The organism is Azospirillum doebereinerae, from assembly GCF_003989665.1.
GTDB classification, from domain to species: Bacteria; Pseudomonadota; Alphaproteobacteria; order Azospirillales; family Azospirillaceae; genus Azospirillum; species Azospirillum doebereinerae.
On the sequence record NZ_RZIJ01000019.1, the window covers coordinates 17,767 to 37,596 of the forward strand.

At 71.5% G+C, this 19,830-nt stretch carries 10 protein-coding genes; all 10 read left to right on the forward strand.

The window, feature by feature from the left end; genetic code table 11:
* Positions 1 to 19: 19 nt before the first annotated feature.
* Positions 20 to 253: a hypothetical protein gene (locus EJ913_RS21390; RefSeq protein ID WP_127001673.1), complete on the forward strand. Its 234-nt coding sequence runs from the start codon at positions 20 to 22 to the stop codon at positions 251 to 253.
* Between the two features lie 116 nt (positions 254 to 369).
* A complete protein-coding gene (locus tag EJ913_RS31780; protein ID WP_185909875.1) occupies positions 370 to 6,828 on the forward strand; it encodes an SPM autocatalytic domain-containing protein in 6,459 nt (2,152 codons plus the stop codon).
* 133 nt (positions 6,829 to 6,961) lie between these two features.
* Positions 6,962 to 8,392, forward strand: coding sequence for a TolC family protein (locus EJ913_RS21400; RefSeq protein WP_244939445.1), 1,431 nt, complete (start codon positions 6,962 to 6,964; stop codon positions 8,390 to 8,392).
* Positions 8,389 to 10,062, forward strand: a complete 1,674-nt coding sequence (locus EJ913_RS21405; protein WP_127001675.1) for a peptidase domain-containing ABC transporter — start codon at positions 8,389 to 8,391, stop codon at positions 10,060 to 10,062. The genes EJ913_RS21400 and EJ913_RS21405 overlap by 4 nt, the downstream gene beginning before the upstream one ends.
* Positions 10,062 to 11,441 carry an HlyD family type I secretion periplasmic adaptor subunit gene (locus tag EJ913_RS21410; RefSeq protein WP_127001678.1) on the forward strand — a complete coding sequence of 460 codons (1,380 nt, stop codon included), beginning with the start codon at positions 10,062 to 10,064 and terminating at the stop codon, positions 11,439 to 11,441. Before EJ913_RS21405 ends, EJ913_RS21410 begins: the two co-directional genes overlap by 1 nt.
* Before the next feature lie 235 nt (positions 11,442 to 11,676).
* A complete protein-coding gene (locus tag EJ913_RS21415; protein WP_127001680.1) occupies positions 11,677 to 14,769 on the forward strand; it encodes an ABC transporter substrate-binding protein in 3,093 nt (1,030 codons plus the stop codon).
* Positions 14,766 to 15,164: a hypothetical protein gene (locus tag EJ913_RS21420; protein WP_127001682.1), complete on the forward strand. Its 399-nt coding sequence runs from the start codon at positions 14,766 to 14,768 to the stop codon at positions 15,162 to 15,164. Before EJ913_RS21415 ends, EJ913_RS21420 begins: the two co-directional genes overlap by 4 nt.
* Positions 15,161 to 15,658 carry a hypothetical protein gene (locus EJ913_RS21425; protein ID WP_127001684.1) on the forward strand — a complete coding sequence of 166 codons (498 nt, stop codon included), beginning with the start codon at positions 15,161 to 15,163 and terminating at the stop codon, positions 15,656 to 15,658. The genes EJ913_RS21420 and EJ913_RS21425 overlap by 4 nt, the downstream gene beginning before the upstream one ends.
* Positions 15,655 to 16,371: a hypothetical protein gene (locus EJ913_RS21430; protein ID WP_127001686.1), complete on the forward strand. Its 717-nt coding sequence runs from the start codon at positions 15,655 to 15,657 to the stop codon at positions 16,369 to 16,371. The genes EJ913_RS21425 and EJ913_RS21430 overlap by 4 nt, the downstream gene beginning before the upstream one ends.
* Positions 16,359 to 19,667, forward strand: coding sequence for a type VI secretion system protein (locus EJ913_RS21435; RefSeq protein ID WP_244939446.1), 3,309 nt, complete (start codon positions 16,359 to 16,361; stop codon positions 19,665 to 19,667). The genes EJ913_RS21430 and EJ913_RS21435 overlap by 13 nt, the downstream gene beginning before the upstream one ends.
* The last annotated feature ends 163 nt before the right edge of the window (positions 19,668 to 19,830 follow it).

A 19,830-nucleotide genomic window follows, 5' to 3' on the forward strand; every position in this document is an offset into this window, starting at 1 on the left:
ACCTAAGGTTACCGACCCGGTGGGCGCGCATTCTGGTGTCGAGAGCGCCGCCCACGATCATGAGAGCAAAGGATTCCGCCAAAAAGACATCAAAGCTTTTGCGGTTTTTCCGGGCGTGGCAACGCAAGCTTGGCGTTATCCATCAACACTAAAGCCGATGCAACCGGCGCCATTCGTGCATCGGGGCAGTGAATTTGTTGCGGAGCAGAGGAAGTATTCCATCGACCAAGCAAGGGTTGTGGCGTTCGATTGATAAAATGTGACGAATTCAAACGAAGCTGCATCAGCTCAGGAGATTGTTAACGATCGGAAACCCATTCTGCTGAGGAAGATGCCAGACCGTTTCACCCAATGCAGCAGAGGGTCGTCGTGCCTGACAATCGCGCAGAAGCCCTCACCTCCGTCGCACCGTCGCCCGCCCTGACCATTCCCGAAGCGTTGGCGTCCGAAGCCACGGCGATGTTGCTGGGCGGCAACGTCGATGGGATCAAGGCGGTTCAGGAAAAGCTGGCCCATGCCCTGGCCGGCCAAGGCGTGTCCGGCGACGCCGCCGGGACTCTGGCCGACGGTTGGGTGCGGAGCTTCGCGGAGGGGGTCGGTGCCGCCTCGTCGCCCGACGCGGCCATCGCGGAGGCTGGCCGGCAGATGACCGGCACCGCCGCGCGGATGGCGCAGGCGATGCAGGACGCCGCCGGCCTGACGACCGAGCAGCGCGTTGCCGCCGCCCTGGCGCAGGGCCAGGATCCGAGCCAATCGCTTGGGAGCGACGCCGCCCCCGGCCTTTCCAAGGCGCTGTTCGCCGGGGTCATGGACCAGATGGCCCGTCCCGCCGGGGCGGCGGATCCGGTCGCTGCGCTGTCGCGCGCGCTGACCGAGACTCCGGAGGTTGTCCCCACGGCCGCGCCGGTCGCGTTGTCTCCGGCGGAAAAACTGACCTCCGCCTTGGCGTCGGGCGTGGCGGTGTCGGACGCGGTCAAGGCGGCCGGCGCGGAATCCTCGGGCGTCTTCGCGCAGAGCCTGGAGCGGGCGCTGTCGTCGGGCGGGGACGTCACGGCTTCCATCGCCACGGCGGCCGAACAGGCCGCGCATGGCGTGACGCAGACGCAGGCGGTGGCGGTCGAGCAGTCGGGCGGCGAGCGCCTGCTGACGGCGCTGGCCGCCGGTGGCGCGGAGGCCGCCCGGACCCTGGGCGGGGTTGAAAAGGGCGCGGCCTTCGCCGGCGTGCTGGGCGACGCGCTGGCGCGTGGGGCCGCCCCGGACGCGGCGCTCGACCGCTCGGTCAAGGCGCAGAGCGACACGGCGGCGATGGTCAACGGGGCGGAGGTCGCGCCCAAGCCGACCGATGCGCTGGTGGCGTCGCTCGCGTCGGGCCGCAACGTGGCCGAAACGGTGAAGAGCTTCGCGGCGGCGGCGGGTGTCGATCCGTCCTCGGCCGGCGGCTTCGGCAAGGCTCTGGGGGCGGCGCTGTCGTCCGGCACGGACGCCGTCGGGGCGCTCGGCACGGCGCAGCAGGACGCCTCGGCGGCAACCTCGATGATGGTCGCGTCGGCGCAGGGCGTGAAGGGCGATCCCCTGTCGACCGCGCTCGCCAGCGGGCAGAACGTGCAGCAATCGCTCCAGGCGGTCGGCGGGACCGGCGTCTTCGGGAACGCCCTGGCGCAGGCCCTGTCGGAAGGACGTTCGATGGGGCAGGCGCTCGCCAGCGCCCGTCAGGCCGCCGACATGGCCCAGCAGAACAGCCAGGACGCGGCGGTCGCGGTGTCGGCCGAGAACAAGGCGATGGCCGATCTTGCCACGCCGAAGGCCGAGGTCGCTGCGGACCAGGGCAAGGCCGATCCGCAGGTCGCCGAGCACGTCGACCCCAAGAGCGACGCCAAGACCGAGGCGCCGGCCGAGGGCAAGGAGGCCGCCAAGGCGGAGCCGGAGGCCGAGGGCGAGAAGACTGCCGAGGGGGATGCCAAGGACGCCGGCAAGGGCGAGGCGAAGGCGGACGCCAAGACGGCCGCGGCGGACAAGGCGGATGCAAAGGCCGATGCCAAGGCGGAGTCGGGCGAACCGGCCGCCAAGGATGTCTCTCCGTCGGCGGACAAGCCGTTCGGCATGGACAGCGCCGCGCTCAAGGCGACGGGATTCACCGCCCCCGACAGCGCCGTCAAGGCCAGCCCGTCCGCCGACAGCTCCAGCCAGAGCGCGTCGTCGGGAGCCACGCTGGCCAGCACCGCGCCGGTCACCAAGACGACGTCCAGCACCGACGCCTTCGCGACGGTGGCGGCCGTCCAGCAATCCATCAAGAGCGCCGAGCGGATCATCGAGGCGATAAAAACCGACCCTCTCGTCGTCACGCCCACGCCGGTCCCCCCCGAACCGGTGCATCTGCGGGCGCCGGTTCTTGCCCCCGACTACGACGCGGCCGCGCTCGCCAAGGCTCTGGCGATCACCGAAAGCACGGCGGCGCCGGCTGGTTTCACCGTGTTCCACCTGATCGAGACGATGTTCCGGGCGGGCGAGACGGGCAGCAGCGTGATCGGCGTCGCCGTGGTGGGAAATCCCGGATCGGCGCTCGGCGTCTGGCAGTACAGCGTGGACGGCTCGACCTGGCTGGAGATCGGCACGGTTGGCGACGGAGCCGCGCTGGTGCTGGCGGGCAGCGCGATGCTGCGCTTCCTGGCCAGCGAGGGCGCGTCGGGCACGGCCCCGTCGCTGTCCTTGCGTGCGGTGAACGACAGCTGGACCGAAGGCTTCACCGGCGCCGGCAAGACCCTGTTCGCGCTGACCGGGACCGGCGGGACCTCGGCCTTGTCGGCGGAGGTCGGATCGCTGGCGCTGCTGGTGACCCCGGTCAACGACGCCCCGGTGGCGACCGGCACTACCGTCGTGCTGGACTCCATCGTCGAGGACACCGCCGATCCGGCGGGCGCCACCGTGTCGTCGCTGTTCGCGGCGCTGTTCTCCGACCCCAAGGACGCGGTCAACGGGCTGAGCGGCGACCAGTTCGCCGGTGTGGTCGTCGTCGGCGACGAGTCCACCGCCGCGCAGGGCGTCTGGCAGTACTGGAACGGTTCGGCCTGGGCCGCCGTGGGCGCGGTGTCGGAGGGATCGGGCCTGCTGCTGGCCGCCGACGCCAAGCTGCGCTTCCTGCCGGCGGCGGACTGGCACGGCACGACGCCCACCCTGACGGTGCGGCTGGTGGAGGATTCCTCGGGCGCCGTGACCACCGGCAGCCACGCCGACCTGTCCGCCGGGGCCGGGCTGACCACCCGCTACAGCGCCGAGACCATCGCGCTGACCCAGATCGTGACCCCCGTGAACGACGCCCCCGTCGCCACCGGCACGAGCGCTTCGCTGGCGCCGACCTTGGAGGACACCACCGATCCGGCGGGCGCCACGGTGTCGTCGCTGTTCGCGGCGCTGTTCTCCGACGCCAAGGACGCGGTGAACGGATCGAGCGGCAACGCCATCGCCGGCGTCGCCATCGTCGGCGACGGGTCGTCGTCGGCGATGGGCGTCTGGCAGTATTGGAACGGCTCGGCCTGGACCGCCGTGGGCGCGGTGTCCGAAGGTTCGGCCCTGATCGTCACGGCGGGGGACAAGCTGCGCTTCGTGCCGTCGCCCGACTGGCATAGCGAGGTTCCAGCCCTGACGGTCCGCCTGATCGACAGCTCCGCCGGTGCGATCGCCAGCGGCGGGCGGGTCGATCTGGGTAGCCTCGGTGTTGGCGGCATCACGCCCTACAGCGCCGAGACCATCACGCTCACCACCTCCGTCACGGCAGTCAACGACGCCCCGGTGTCAAGCGGCACCGCCGTCACGCTGGCGACCATCATGGAGGACACCGCCAACCCGGCGGGCGCCACGGTGTCTTCGCTGTTCGCGGCGCTGTTCTCCGACCCCAAGGACGCGGTCAACGGCGCCAGCGGCGACCAGTTCGCCGGTGTCGTTGTCGTCGGCGACGCGGCGACGGCCGGGCAGGGCGCTTGGCAGTATTGGAACGGTTCGGCCTGGACCGCCGTGGGCGCGGTGTCGGAGGGATCGGGCCTGCTGCTGGCCGCCGACGCCAAGCTGCGCTTCCTGCCGGCGGCGGATTGGAACGGCACGACGCCGGCCCTGACGGTGCGGCTGGTCGACAACTCCGCGGGCGCTCTGAGCACCGGCAACCACGCCGATCTGTCGAGCGGGGCCGGGCTGACCACCCGCTACAGCGCCGAGGCCATCGCGCTGACCCAGACCGTGACCGCCGTCAACGACGCGCCGGTCGCGCTGGGGACGACGGCGACCCTGAGCGCCATCGCGGAGGACACCGCGAACCCGGTGGGCCAGACCGTGGCGTCGGTGTTCGCGGCGCTGTTCTCCGACGCCAAGGACGCGGTGTCGGGCGGGTCCTCGGCCAACGCCTTTGCCGGCATCGCCATCGTCGGCAACGCAGCGACGGCGCAAGGCGTCTGGCAGTACTGGAACGGCTCGGCCTGGACCGCCGTGGGCGCGGTGTCGGAAAGCTCGGCGCTGCTGGTCAAGGCGACGGATCAACTGCGCTTCGTTCCGGCGGCGGACTGGAACGGCACGGCGCCGGCCCTGACGGTGCGGCTGATCGACGGCTCCGGCGGGACCGTCGCCACCGGCGGTCATGCCGATCTGACCGCCACCGGGGTGGGGGGGGACACCGCCTACAGCGGCACGACGGTCGAACTCAGCGAGACGGTCACTCCCGTCAACGACGCGCCCCATGTGACCGCCGCGACGGCGGCGCTGTCGACCGTGAAGGGAATCGCGGTGGCGGTGACCGGGCTGTCGGTGTCGGACATCGACGCCGGAACCACGCCGCTGCTGGTCACGCTGACGGTCGGGCACGGCACCCTGACGCTCGACGGCGGCGGGTTGGACGCGGTCATCACCGGCAACGGGACGGATAGCGTCACGGTGCGGGCGACGCTGGGCACGATCAACACCCTGCTGGCGGCGACCAACGGGCTGCTCTACACCTCGTCGTCCAGCTTCACCGGCACCGATTCGCTGTCGGTGCTGGTGGACGACCAGGGCGGCGGCGGGGCCGGCGGCGCGCTGACGGCGACCGGCAGCGTCACGCTCACCGTGATTCCGCCCAACGCGTCGCCCGTGCTGATCGACACCAATCTGGAGGTCTCGACCGCCGGCGAAGCCTCGGCCACGCCGACGGGGGCCACCGGCATCCTGGTGTCTGCGCTGGTCGGGCTGAACGGATCAGGAGCCGCGAACGTCACCGACAGCGATTCCGGCGCTCTGACCGGCATCGCGCTGGTCGGCGCCAACGAGAGCTACGGCCACTGGTGGTACTCGACCGACAACGGGGCGCATTGGTCCCTGGTCGGGACGGTGAACGACAGCGATTCCGCGCTGCTTCTGCGCTCCACCGACCGGCTGTACTTCCAGCCCAACGCCTCGGTTCCCGCCACCGTCTCCAACGCGCTGACGATCCACGCCTGGGACCAGACCACCGGCACCGCCGGCACCAAGGTCGCCGTCGACACCACCACCGGCAGCGCCTTCTCCAGCGCCACCGACAGCGTGACGCTGCACCCCGGCGTGCTGGTGCCCAACGGGTCCTTCGACAACGGTTTGACCGGCTGGACCTACACCGGCGGGTCCACGGTCGGAACCGGCGGCGACGGGCATGAGGGAAAGATCACATCGGAAGCCGGCAAGACGGTGACGGAGATGGAGGACTTTCTCGGTCTCGCCCACGGATCCATCGCCAGCGCGACCGGCACGACGCCTTTCGCAGGCCACGCCATGAAGATGTCCAGCACCGTCACGGTGACGCAGGACACCACCTTGACCTTCCACTGGAACTTCACCTTCATCGACAGCGGCAGCTATCAGGATTTCGGTTTCGTCAGCGTCAACGGCGTGGTGACGTTGCTGGCCAAGGCGGCCAGCGCCAGCGGCACCTTCAGCGTGACGATCCCGGCCAACACAACCATCAGCCTCGGCTTCGGCGCGTCGGACACCGGCGACAACAGCGTCAACCCGACCCTGACCGTCGACAACATCAAGCTGACCACCGTCGCCAGCGACCCCATCGTGCTCGACATGACGGGGGAGGGGCTGTCGCTGCGCCCGCTGTCCGACAACGTCCATTTCGACGTGACCGGCGACGGGCTGGCCGACCAGACCGGCTGGGTCGGGGCCGGCAATGCCCTGCTGGCGCGCGACACCAACCACGACGGCAGCATCTCCAGCGCCAGCGAACTGGTGTCGGAGAAGTTCGGCGCCGGCTTCAACAGCAGCCTGGAGGCGCTGACCTCGCTCGACACCAACCACGACGGTCGCATCGACGCGCAGGATTCGGACTACGCCACCCTGCTGGTGTGGCGCGACAACGGCGACGGGGTGAGCCAGGCGGGCGAGTTGCAGACGCTGGCGCAGGCCGGCATCCAGTCGATCGCCGCCACTGCCACGGCCAGCGACGCGACCATGGCCGGCAACCGTATCCTCGGCACCACCAGCATGACGATGGCCGACGGCACGACCCACGCGGTGGCCGGCGTCGCCTTCGACGTCAAGGCGGCGGTCAACACCGTCGTTACCACGGTGAACACAATCACGGCGGGGGCAACGGCGGTCCCGGCGGCGCAGAGCCAACCCGTCGTTGCCGCCGCGCAGGACGGCACCGACTTCGCGGCGATGCTGACCTCCGGCCTCGGCCTGCCGCAGGGGTTGCCGCAGCCGGCTTCCTTCGCGCATGACCCGGCGTTGGGCGGGCATGGCGCGGAGTGGATGCCCGATCCGCTCGACCCCAACACGGGTCACACCCAGCCCCACGACGCGTCGGTCCATCCGGCGGCGCATGCATAAGCTCAACGGTTATAAGGGTTTTTCCTAAAGTGAAAGCCACGGAAATGTCTTTAACCATAGCGCATATGATCGGGTATGGTGCGCTGGCCATTGGGCTGGGCCGGATCGGCTGATCGTGTTGTGCAAGGCTTTCATGCGACATAATCTCTATTGCGCCGCGTTTGCACTGTCCTTCCTCGCCGGTGCTGCGCAACCGGTGACCGCCGCCCCGCGCGACGAGGTCGTGGCGCTGATCGGCAAGGCCACCGACACGCACGACCGGCTGCGGGGGGTGGAGGCCGCCGCCGAAAGCGCCCGCAACGCGCTGCGCGTCAGCCATGGCGGCTGGTACCCGAGCCTGAGCCTCAGCGCCAACGGCGGGCGCGAGGTCACCGACAAGCCACCCGGCAGCCCCAGCACCAACCTGAACGCCCGGCAGTTGTCGGTGCGCGCGACCCAGCTGATCTGGGACTTCGACGCCACCAACGCCGACATCCGCCGCAACCAGATCAACGTCGTGCGCGCCGACATCACGGTGGAGCGCACCCGCCAGGACCTGCTGGTCGAGGGGCTGACCGCCTACGCCAGCCTCGTCCGCTCTCACCGCCTGCTCGCCTACGCCCGTCAGTCCGAGGAGAACATCCGCCGGCAGACCGGGCTGGAGGAGGTGCGCTTGCAGGAGGGCTTCGGCTTCACCACCGACGTGCTCCAGGCCAAGAGCCAGCTTGCCGGCGCCCAGGCCCGCAAGGTCGCGGCGCAGGAGGCGATGCAGAACGCGTTGAGCCGCTTCGAGGCGTTCTTCGGCCATGTCCCGTTCCGCATCGACGGGGCGGAGACCCTGACGATGGCGCGCGCCACCCTGCCGGTGTCGCTGGAGGCCGCCGTCGAGGAGGCCCGCAGCCACAACCCGCGCCTCCAGGAACTGGCGCTGACCACCGCCGCCGCGCAGGAGGCGGTCTCGGCGATCCGCGGCCGCACGCTTTACCCACGGGTCGAGGGCTTCGTCGAGCGCAACATCAAGCGCGACGTGGCCGGGCTGCCCGGCACGCAGAACGAGATGCTGTTCAAGCTCCAGGTCACCTACTCGCTGAACACCGGCCTGACCGCGCTCAACACCATCCGCATCGCCGAGGCCGATTTGCGCGCCGCCGACGCCGGCTGGGCCGACCAGGAGCGCACCATCCTGGAGACCGTGCGCAACGCCTGGAACCGGCTGGAGAGCGCGCGGGCCCAGGTGGCGCTGCTGAACGACCAGGCGACGCTGGCCGCCGGCTTCCTCGACGTGGCGCGGGCCGAGCGCGAGCTCGGCACCCGGTCGCTGATCGACATCCTGTCGGGCGAGACGACGCTGATCAACGCGCGCAGCGACGCGGTCGCGGCGGAGGCCGAGTTCGTGCTGGCCGGCTACCGCCTGCTCGCCGCCATGGGCCGGCTGTCCGCCGCCGACATCCAGACCAAGCCGCTGCCCAAGCTGGCGGCGATGGGCCGGGGCGGTTTCGACGCGGCGCGGCCCGATCCGAACCAGCCGCCCGCGCCGGCTTCGCCGAACACCGGACGGCGGCGCGGCACGGGGAGCCCGCCATGAACGGCGCCCTGTCCAGTCTGATGGTGCGGCTGCGGTCCAACCTGCGGCTGACGGCGCGCGTCTTCGCGGCCTCTCTGGCGGCCAACCTGCTGGGGCTGGCCTCGTCCTTCTACACGATGCTGGTGCTGAACCGCTACGTGTCGCACGGGGTCGATTCGACGCTGGCGGCGTTGACGATCGGCGTCGTGGCGTCTATCGCCTTCGAGCATCTGTTTCGTCACGTCCGCCTGCGCATCGCCGGGCGCATCGGTCGCGCCGACCACGAGCGCATGGCGACCGGCGCCTTCGGCATCCTGCTGACCGCGCGCAGCGGCGCCTCCTCCGTCCAAGGCGACGCGGCGCGGCGCGAGGCGATGCGGGCGCCCGACCAGATCGACGCCGCCTTCGGCTCGGCCAATCTGGCGACGCTGTTCGACCTCCCCTTCGCTCTGTGCTTCGTGTTGGTGGTGGCGCTGATCAGCTGGCCGCTGGCCCTGATCTGCGTCGTTTTCACCCTGCTGTCGATCGGCGCCGGGCTGCTGGCCCAGGCCGACATGCGCAAGGTCGGGCGCGATCTGGCGCAGGCCGGGGCCGACGCCCAGGGGCTGGTCACCGCCGCCATCGTCGGGCGCGACGCCGCCACCCTGTTCGGCGGCGCCAAGCCATTGCTGGGCGACTGGCAGCGCGCCGCGCAGACGCTGCGGTCCTTGCGCGAACGCATGTCGATGCACCAGGGCCGCGCCCAATCGGTGGGCCAGAGCCTCCAGGCCTTGCAGGGCGTCGCGGTGATCGCCGTCGGCGCCATCCTGGTGGTGCGCGGCGAGCTGGACGTCGGCTCGCTGATCGGCGTCAACCTGCTGGTCGGCCGCGCGCTGGCTCCCTTCACCCGGCTGGCGCAGATCGGCGAATCCGTGGCGATGGCCCGTCAGGCCCAGGCCCGGCTGGAGCAGTTCGCCCGCACCCCGGTCGAGCCGTCCACCGGCACCATGCTGCCGCGCTACGCCGGCAATCTGGAGTTCCGCGACCTCACCTACACCCCGCCGGGCGGCGTCACGCCGCTGCTGCGCCGGCTGACCCTGTCGGTGCCGGCCGGCAACATCCTGGTGCTGAAGGGGCGCAACGGCTCAGGGAAAACGACGCTGCTGCGCCTGATCGCCGGGCTTTCGGAGCCGCAGGAGGGCGCGGTTCTGGCCGACGGGGTGGACATCCGCAAATTCGCGCCGTCCTGGTGGCGCCAACAGATCGGCTACCTGCCGCAGGAACCGACCTTCCTGACCATGACCATCCGCGACAACCTGCTGCTCGCCAACCCGCGCCTGTCCGAGGCCGAGCTGCACGCCGTCCTGCACCGCGCGGGCGCCGAGCGGACGGTTGGCGACTGCGCCCAGGGGCTCGACACGCCGCTGCGCAACTTCGGGCACGAGCTTCCCATCGGCCACCGCCGCCGGCTGGCGCTGGCCCGCGCGCTCGCGGTCGGCGGACGGCTGATCCTGCTCGACGAGCCGACCGACGGGCTGGATTCCGAGGGCACCGCCATCGTCTACCGCACCCTGATCGAGCTGGCGCGGACCGGCCACACGGTGGTCATCGCCTCGCACGACCCGCGCATCCTGCAAGGCGCCTCGTTGGTGCTGGATCTCGACCAGCCGCACGACACAGCCGTGGCCCGCAGCCCGGCGGGGGTGGCGTGATGAAGCCGTTCCCCGCCCTTCTGCGCAAGCCGGCCACCGCGTCGGCCCCGGCGCTCTCCATCGGACCGGCGCTGGTTCCGTCCCTGCCTTCCGCCGCCTCCCCGCCGGGCGGCGAGCCGGAGGGCCGTTTCGGCGACGGGCTGTTCGCCGTCAGCTTCGGGGCGCTGGCCGTCGCCGTCGGCTGGGCCGCCTTCGCGGAGCTGAACGTCACCAGCAGCGCCCCCGGCGACGTGGTGCCGCTCGCCTACAACCAGAGCGTCCAGCATTTCGAGGGCGGCATCGTCCGCGACATCCTGATCCAGGAAGGCGATTCCGTGCAGGCGGGGCAGGTTCTGGTCGAACTCGACCAGACCAAGACCCGCGCCGACCTGGAGGAGCTTCGCCTGCGGCTGGGCTCGCTGTCCGCCGACATCGCCCGGCTGGAGGCCGAGGTGGCGCGGCGCGACACCATCACCTTCCCCGAGGCGCTGCTGCGCGAGAAGCCCGAGCTGGTCGCCCAGACCCGCGACCTGTTCCGCGCCCGGCGCGAGCGTCTGGCGTCGGACATGGACATCCAGCGCCAGGACGCGCTCCAGCGCGAACAGCAGGTCGTCGCCGTCAAGGCGCGCATCGCCGGCTCGCAGGTCGCCCAGAACCTGATCCGCGAGCAGCTCGACATCAGCGAGACGCTGCTCAAGCGCGAGATCACCAACCGCATGAAGCATCTGGAGATCCTGCGCGACGACGCGCGGGTCACCGGCTCCATCGCCGAGGACCGCGCGACGCTGGCCCAGGCCGAGGCGGCGCTGGCCGAGGCCCGCAGCAAGCAGGTGTGGATCGGCCGCAAATACGAGGAAGAGAGCCGCAGCGCGCTCGACGAGGCGCGGCGCAACCATGCCGAGCTGTCGCAGCGCCTGACCCGCTACCAGGACAGCCTGGACCGCAGCACCATGCGGGCGCCGCTGGACGGCATCGTCAAGACGCTGGCGGTCTCGACCAAGGGCGCCGTCGTGAAGGCGGGCGAGACGGTGGTGGAGCTGGTGCCGCGCGACGGCAAGCTGGTGGTGGACGCGCGGCTGCCGGTGCAGGACATCGGCTACGTCCGCGCCGACCAGCCGGTGGTGGTGACGCTGGCCGGCAGCGACGCCTCGCGCTTCGGGCATATCGAAGGACGGGTGCGGACGATCAGCCCGGACACGCTGCTCGACGCCAACAAGCAGTCCTACTACAAGGTCCGCGTCGAGCTGCCGGTGACCTCCTTCGCCTATGGCGGCAAGACCTACGAGCTGTTCCCCGGCGTGCGGGTGACGTGCAGCATCCTGACCGGGCGCCGCACGATTCTCGACTACGTGTTCTCGCCGGTCCTCAACGGCCTCCAGCACGCGATGCAGGAGCGTTGAGGATGGGCATTGCTTTTCACGCTTCATCTCCCCTCCGCGCCTGTCCCCCTCTCCCCCCCGGGGAGAGGGTTGGGGTGAGGGGGACGCACCCCGACACCTCACCAAGCCGGTGCGCGCTTCGCCCTCCATTCCATGACGCCACGCCACGGTTCCCCCTCACCCTAACCCTCTCCCCGGGGGGGAGAGGGGATGACGGCCGGGAGGCGGAAGCCATGGACACCAAGAGAACCGCCCCATGCTGACGACCCTTCAGCCCCGCTCCCGGCCGCCGTTCCGCTGGTCGCACCTGACCAAGAAGGCGCGTTTCGCGCTGATCCTGGTGGCGGCGATGCTCGTCACGGTGCTGGTCTCGCTGGTCGTGCGCGCCGGATTCCTCGGCGAGCGGCAGCGCGAGCCGCTGCACATCGCCGTCGTCGGTCCGCTGAGCGGGCCGGACGCCGCGATCGGGCTGGCGCTGCGCAAGGGCGCCGCGCTGCGCGCCGACACCATCAACGCGGCCGGCGGCGTCAACGGCCACCCGGTCGCGCTGATGCCCTTCGACGACGAGAACGACAAGGGCAAGTCGCTGGAGATCGCGCGGCGGCTGGCCGCCGATCCCTCGGTGCTGGCGGTGATCGGCCACCACCCCGACGCGGCGGACAGCGCGGCGGCGATCTACGCCGGCCGCAAGATCCCGCTGATCGCCCCGCGCCCCTTCCTGCGCCCGGCCGACGCCGCGCCGAACCCCTGGCTGTTCGCCATCAACCTCGACCGCGGCAACGAGACCCGCTTCCTCGCCAACTACGTCCGCAACGTGGTGGGCGAGCCGACCGTCGCCATCGTCCGCGAGGACAGCGAGCAGGCGGCGGTTCTGGCCGGGCAGTTCGACGCCATCCTCCAGCGCTTCGGCACCAAGCTGGTCAACCAGTGGACCTACGCGCCCGGCCGCGCCGGAGCCGGCGCCCTGCCGGGGCTGGCCCAGGCGGTGAAGGAGCGGATGCCGACCGGCGCCGTGATCGTGCTCGGCTCGGCGGTGGACAGCGCCCGCGTGGTGGTGGCGCTGCGCGACGCCGGGGTGCGCAACCTGATCGCCGGCACGTCGGAGATGGCGACCGCCGCCTTCCGGACCGAGATCGTGGCCCAGACCCAGGCCCAGCCGAAATCCCTGACCCCGGAGGCCTACGGCCACGGGCTGCTGATCTCCGCGCCCATCCTGTTCGACACCGCGAACGAGCGGGCGCAGCGCTTCTACGGGCAATACGTCAAGCGCTTCAACGCGGTGCCCGACTGGGCGGCGGCGCTGGGCAACGACGGCGTCGATCTGGTGGCCCAGGCCGTCGCCAAGGCCGTCCCCGCCGGCACCCCGGCGGAGGGCAGCGGCGAGGCGATCCGCCGCGCCATCGCCGGCCACGACCGCGCCGAGACCGCCTTCCAGGGCAACGTCGGCAGCTGGACCTTCGACGCCAAGGGTCAGGCGACGCTGCCGGTGATGATGGCGACCTACAACGGCCTGAACCCGGTGGCGGCGCTGACCCAGCTCCAGCCGATCCGCGAGGCCGGCGTCTCCAACTTCCTGGAGGAGGTCACCAAGGGTCGGGCGCTCTACGTCAACGACCGCTTCATGTACAAGACGGACGTCATCTACACCGGCGTCCAGCTCGACGAGGTCCGCGACCTCAACCCGGACAAGAACGAGGCGACGCTCAACCTGACCGTCTGGTTCCGCTACCGCGGGGCCTTCAACCCGGCCGACGTGGTCTTCGCCAACGCGGTCAAGCCGATCGACCTCGGCAAGCCCTACCGCGAGGAGCGCGGCGAGGTCACCACCTACGTCGCCTACAAGATCGAGGGCCGCTTCGCGCTGAACTTCTCCGACCAGCGGCCGCCCTACGGCAGCCACACGGCCGGCATCAGCTTCCGCCACCGCACGCAGAACCGCAACACGGTGATGTTCGTCACCGACGTGCTGGGCATGGCGCTGGTGGACACCAACGACTTCGTTGAGAAGCTGAAGGCGATGGCGGCGGCGGAAAGCGCGTCGGCCGTCGACGTCAGCCTGGGCGAGCGCGTGCGGCGCGGGCTGGAGGGGGAGAGCGAAAGCTCCACCCTGCTCGACCAACTGCGCGCCAAGCGGGTGCTGGCGGCCTCGCCCGGCTGGCGCCTGTCGCGGGCCTGGATCTCCCAGGACGTGGTGACGGTCGGCAGCGAGGGCGATCCCAACTACGTCGGCTTCGGCCGTCCGCAGCCGGACTTCTCGCGGGTCGATTTCGGCGTGGTGGCGGTGCCCGACGCCCCGGCCGCGCGCGACTTCATCCACCGCGACTTCTTCGTCTACATCGCCATCTTCAGCGTCGTGCTGGCGGTGTTCGCGGCGTTCATGGACCGCCGTGACCGTGGCCAGTTCTGGAAGATCCAGACGCTGTTCATGCGCATCCTGTCCTGGCCGCTGCTGTTGATGTCGCTCGGCAACATCGCGCTGGACCAGGCGGTGGCGAGTCTGCCGGCCAGCGGCGTCGCCATGGTGGTCAACGGCTTCGACGCGCTGTGGTGGATCGTGCCGGCCATCCTGATCGACCGCACGCTGGAGCGCTTCGTCTGGACCCCGCTGGAGATCCGCACCCAGCGCAAGATCCCCGGCATCGTCCGCCGCTTCTCGACGCTGATCGTCTTCGGCTTCGCCGGCTGCGGCATCATCGCCTTCGTGCTGAAACAGCCGATCACCAGTCTGCTGGCGGCGTCGGGCATCGTCGGCATGGTCATCGGCCTCGCCATCCAGGCCAACATCGCCAACGTCTTCTCCGGGCTCGTGCTGAACATCGAGCGGCCGTTCCAGATCGGCGACACCATCCAGATCACCGACATCGTGCGCGGCGTGGTGGTGGACATGACGTGGCGCACGGTGCGGGTCCGCAACGTCGCCGGCTTCATCGTCGCCATGCCCAACGCCAAGGTGTCGGAGGCGACGGTGGTCAACTTCAGCTCGGTCGAGCGCGTCTCGATGAAGCTGGAATACTTTGCCGACGCCCGCCACGACCCCGGCCTGATGGGCGGGCTGCTGACCGGCGCGCTGCGCGCCGCCGACCGCGTGCTGCCCAGCGCGACGGGCGGGCTGCCCTTCGTCCGCTACGACGGCTTCCGGGGCGTCAACGGGCAGTGGCTGTGCAAGTACAACCTGTTCTTCTGGGTCAAGGACCACGACGCCAGCTTCGCGGTGCCGGAACTGGTCTGGCGCTCGGTCTACCAAGCCTTGGCCGAGGCCGGCATCGACCCGACCCCGCCCGACCTGACCGAGTCCGGCGGCGCGCAACTGATCGCGTCGGCCGCCCAGAAGAACGCGATCCCGGCATGAGCATGAAACGCCCCATGACCCGCAACGCCCGTATGCGGCTCGCCGTCCTGCCCCTGCTGCCGCTCCTGCTGGCGGCGCCGGGCTGCGCGCCGCTGGGGTCGTCCTCCGCCCCTGCCATCCTGGAGAAGATCGCGGACGGGGAGTACGACGTCGGCATCCGCTACCCGTCCAAGCGCATGCGCTACGTGATGATCGTCGAGGACGACGAGGAGACGCTGGCCCTGACCAACCGTCCGGCGGTGCTGGGCGAGGCCGGGGTGACGGCGGACCCGGCCGTCCCGCAGCGCGCCGACCGCGTGCTGGCGCCCTGCGCCCAATCGGCGGCCAACTGGTACCGCCACACCCCGGCCGGCTACGTGTGCGTCGGCAAGGCGGCCGAGGGGACGGGGGGATGAGGGCGATGCGCAAGGCGATGCGTCTGATGGGCGCGATGGTGGGGACGACTCTGGCTCTGTCGGGCTGCGCCCAAGGGCCGGCGACGGCGTGGCGGAACGCCGACGCGGCGCCCGTGGTGCTGCGCATCGCGGCCGATCCCGACGCCAACGGGCGGCGCCCGGTCGCGGTGGACGTGGTGCGGGCCGGCGACACGGCCATGGCCGCGCGGCTCGGCTCGATGGACGCGGCCTCCTGGTTCCACGCGCGGGACACCCTGCGGAACGAGGGCACCGCCCGCATCGCCATCGTGTCGTGGGAGGTCGTTCCCGGCCAGAATGTCGCGTTGGGCAGCCTGCCGCCCTTCGCCGCGACGCCGGTCGCCACCTTCGTCTACGCGCTCTACGCCGCGCCGGGGCTGCACCGGCAGCGGGTGGACGGCGGCGCGCCGCTGGCCGTTCGGCTGGGGCGTGACGGCTTCACTCTGGAAACGCTGGCCGGGGGAGGGGCGCCATGACGGCCGTTGCCACGGTTGCCGCGCGTTCCACCGCCCAGCCCTCGGCCCAGCCCTCCGCGATGGTGGCGTTCCGGCGTTTCCACGCGGAGCTTCTCGCCTGCTGCGCGCCCGGCCAGCCGGTGGACGCGCCCCCGGCGTCCGACCGCCTGATCGCCGCGCTGCACGCGCTGACCGAGGCGGCGGTCCCGCTCGGCCCCGCCGCGCACGGCACCACGGTCAAGGCGGCCTTCGCCATGGCGATGCTGGCCGACCGGGCGCTGTCCGGCGCGCGGCCGGGCGAGGCGGTCGTCGCGTCGCGGCTGTTCGGCGCCAACGCCACCATGAAGACCCTGTTCGTCCAGGCCGACGACCTGATCCGGCAGGGCTCCAAGGGCGACCGCGACCTTGCCGCCGTCTACCTCGCGGTGCTGTCGCTCGGTTTCGCCGAGGATCCCGAGGCCGGCGCGCGGCGCACCTCGCTCCACGGCGTCGTGGTGGGCGAACGGACGCAGGGCGACCGGGTCAGCCCGCGCGCCTACGACCCGCCGGCCGGCGCCGTCATGGGGCCGGAGCAGCCGTCGTCGCGGCGCTGGTGGTGGGCGCTGGGCGGGGCGGTCGCGGCCTTCCTGCTGGTGTCGCATCTTCTGTGGGCCGACGCCGTGGGCGGCATCGACCGTGACCTGCGCGGCGCGCGCGCCGCCATCGAGGACATGGGGATGTCATGGTCGTATTGATGATCGCGCTGGAGCTTCTGTTCACCAGCATCGGCTCCGCCATCGCCTTCCTCGTGTCGCTGCTGGTCACGGTGGCGCCCTACGCGCTGGCCCTCCTGCCGGTCTACCTGCTCTATCTGGGCGCGCGGGCGGTCTGGCCGCGCCTGCGCCGCCGCTTCGCCAAGCCCAAGACCAAATCGAAATCCGCCGCCCGGCTCCAGCCGGTGACGCGCAAGCCGGCGCGTCCGGCGCCGTTGCGCGTCCACGCCGAGGCCATCCCCGCCCCGGCGAAGGCGGCCGCCGCCGCCCCGCCGCTGGCCCGCGTCTACGGCGAGGGGCTGGACATCCTGAAGCGCCAGATGCGCGGCGCCCTGCGGCGCGGCGACATCCCGTGGTTCCTCGCCTTCGGCGTCGGCGGCCCGGCGCTGCTCGCCACCGACCCCACCCATGTGCGCTGGCCCGAGGACGGCAGCGGCGAACTCGGAAGCTGGTGGTTCTGCGAGGGCGCGGCGATCCTGCACGCCGGCGCCGACTCCTCCGACGGCTCCAAGCTGGCCGCGTCCTGGCCGGGCCTGATGGCGGCGATGCGCAAGCGGCCGATGCGCCGCCCGCTGGACGGCATCCTTCTGATGATCGGCGCCGACGAGCTGCGCGCGGCGGCCGAACGCGACGCCCCGCGCGCCGCGCTGGTCAAGCGCGCGGCGGCCTTGCGCGAGCGTCTGCGGGCTTTGCGCGAGAACGCCGGGGTGGTCTGCCCGGTCCATGTCGTGATCGTCCGGGCCGAGGCGCTGGACGGCTTCGCCGAATTCTGCGCCGGGGTGCCGTCCAAGATGCTGGATGGTGTGTTCGGCTGGACCAACCCGCACGACTGGCTGGCGCCCTTCGACCCGCGCTGGGTGGACGAGGCGCTGGACCGCACCATCGCCGACGTCACGCTGCTGGAGGCCGACGCCTTCGCCGCCGGGACCGCCGGGGTGCGCCTGCCGCTGCTGCCAGCCCGGATGGACAGTTTGCGCCATCCGCTGGCGCTGTTCCTCGGCGGGGTTCTCGGCTCGGATGGACCCGGTTCGGCGGACGAGGACGAACCCTTTCCGCTGCGCGGCATCGCCTTCACCGGCGCCCACACGACTTTGGTGGGCGGACGCCGTCCGGCCTTCGCCCGCGACCTGCTGCCCGGCCGCGCCTTCGCGGAGGCCGGCTACGGCCGGGCGTCCGAGGGCGCCTATCTGCTGGCGCGGCGCCGCCGCCGTCAGGCCCAGGGCGCGTTGGCGGCCTCGGTCGTCGGGCTGTCGCTGGTCGCGTGGCAGGGGGTGGTCGCCGTCAAGGCCGGGGTACCCCCGGTCGCCGCCGCCGTCGAGGATCTGCGCAAGGGCATCCTGACCCGCGACAAAAACGTCGATCCGCAACTGGTCGGCCGGCTTCTCGCGGCCACCGCCCTGGTGGAGCAGAACAATCTGGCCACGCCGCTGCTGCCGACCTCGCTGGTCAGCGGGTTCGACACTGACAAGCGGCGGCTGGCGTCGGTCGCCGTGCGCCGCGCGGTGCTGCGCCCGATCCGCGACGCGCTGCTGCCCAGCGCCGCCCTGTCCGACCTGCCTCCGGTGCCCAACCCGCGCAACGTCGAGGACGTGCCGAGCTGGCGCCGCCTGACCGACCAGTTCGACCGCATCGCCGACCGCCGCATCGCCCTGGAGCGCTACGACCGCTTCCGCCGGTCGAGCGGCTTCGACGAACTGTCGGCGCTGGCGGCGAGCGTGTTCGGGACCTTCCCGAAACCGCCGGTGCCGGCCACCGACGGCTTCATCCTGCGCATCACGGCGGGCGCCGACCTCCCCAACCTCGACGCCAAGGCCATCGCGACGGCGGTGCGGGCCGAATCCGTCCGGCTCGCCGCGCCCCTCGCCGATGAACTCTACATCCGCCATCCCCTGCGCGTCCGCGCGGCGGCGCTGGCCGAACGTCTGAACACCCTGCCGGAAACCCCGACGGAAGACGACGTCGCGGAGGTCCGCCGCCTGGTGACCGCCGTGACCGAGGCCGCCGGCTGGCCGATCATGGTCGCGCTGCGGGCGCCGGCCCTCGGGCTGCCGGACGAGATCAAGGTGGCGCTGCAACGCGCCGCGCTGGCCGAGCTGCCGGGCAAGGACGCCGCCGAGCGCATCGGCGAGGCGCTGTCCAGCGCGGCGCTCGCCACCCGCGCCGCCCTGTTCGCGATTGAGGCGCCGCCGGTCGGCCGCTTCTTCATCCAGCCCGAGGACGGCGCGCCGCCGGTGCTGGTCTCCGCCATCGCGGCCTTGCCGGACGCGCTGGCCGCCGCCCTGCCGCCGCCCGCCCCGACGACGCCGCCCGAGGTAAAGGCCGCGCCCAAGCCGGTCGCCGAGGCGCCCCCGCCCCCCGCCCCGGTCAAGGCCGCCCCCGTCGCGCCCCCGGCCGCCGTGCCGGCCCCGACTCCGCCCCCGGCGGTCGTGGAGGCCAAGCCGCCGGTCCGGGAGCCGGCTCCTGCCGCTCCGCCTCCCGTGACCGTCGAGGCTCCGGTCGTGACGGAGAGCGCGCCGGAGCCGTCCGTGGCGCCGGATCCCGCTCCGCCGGTGGCCGTCGATACCGCCGCTCCGGTGCTGGCGAAGCTCGCCTCCAGCTTCTCGCAGACGCTGGCCGGGCGCTTCCCCTTCGTGCGGGGCGATTTGGCGCGTGGTGCGCCCGACGCCGATCCCGAGGATGTCCGCCGCTTCTACAAGCAACTCGACGAGGCGCGGCCGAAGCTGGGGCGCGACGCCACGCCCGAGGTCAGGGCCTTCCTCGACCGCATGGAGGCGGCGCGGCCGATGCTGGACGCGGTGGCCCGCTCCGCCGTCCTGACCGTCGATCTCACCTACGGCGTGAACCGCGCCGGCGAGGTCGGGGCCGAGCACATCATCGACTGGTCGGTCCGCTCGGGCGCCACGGCGGTCGGGTCGGGCACCGCCGCCACGCCGCTGGCCTGGAAGCCCGGCCAGCCGGTGCTGCTGAGCTTCCGCTGGGCCGCCGGATCGCCCTTCCGTCCGAAGAGCGCCGCAGCGAGCGAGGCGGCGGCCATCGCCGGCGACACGCTGACGGTGACGGAACGGGGGCCTTGGGCGCTGCTGCGCCTGTTGAAGGGACGCGCCGCGCCGTCTTCGGCGGGGCAGGGGGCGGTGTTCCGCATGGTGCTGCCGACCCAGACCATCACCGGGGCTCCGGCCCGCGACACCGTGCTGTTCATGGCCGCTTCGGTGAAGACGGGAAGCAAGTCCTCGCCGACCTTGTCCCTTCCCGACCTTCCCGCACGATTCCCTCAATGAAGGGTTGTCCCTTTAAAAAAGGGTGCTGTTACATTTCGTTTCAAGTTGATTCCCGATTCTACAGGCCTCCTGCGCAACCCGCAGGTCTCGGTTAATGGGTTGTTAAGTGGCTGACCTGTAAGAATAAGGAACGACGACAGTATAGTGTGGGTGGAAATATCGA

Bases quoted from the DNA above. Each gene is read 5' to 3' on its own strand.
- EJ913_RS21400 (WP_244939445.1), top strand. From the start codon at position 6,962: ATGCGACATAATCTCTATTGCGCCGCGTTTGCACTGTCCTTCCTCGCC.
- EJ913_RS21405 (WP_127001675.1), top strand. From the start codon at position 8,389: ATGAACGGCGCCCTGTCCAGTCTGATGGTGCGGCTGCGGTCCAACCTG.
- EJ913_RS21410 (WP_127001678.1), top strand. From the start codon at position 10,062: ATGAAGCCGTTCCCCGCCCTTCTGCGCAAGCCGGCCACCGCGTCGGCC.
- EJ913_RS21415 (WP_127001680.1), top strand. From the start codon at position 11,677: ATGCTGACGACCCTTCAGCCCCGCTCCCGGCCGCCGTTCCGCTGGTCG.
- EJ913_RS21420 (WP_127001682.1), top strand. From the start codon at position 14,766: ATGAGCATGAAACGCCCCATGACCCGCAACGCCCGTATGCGGCTCGCC.
- EJ913_RS21425 (WP_127001684.1), top strand. From the start codon at position 15,161: ATGAGGGCGATGCGCAAGGCGATGCGTCTGATGGGCGCGATGGTGGGG.
- EJ913_RS21430 (WP_127001686.1), top strand. From the start codon at position 15,655: ATGACGGCCGTTGCCACGGTTGCCGCGCGTTCCACCGCCCAGCCCTCG.
- EJ913_RS21435 (WP_244939446.1), top strand. From the start codon at position 16,359: ATGGTCGTATTGATGATCGCGCTGGAGCTTCTGTTCACCAGCATCGGC.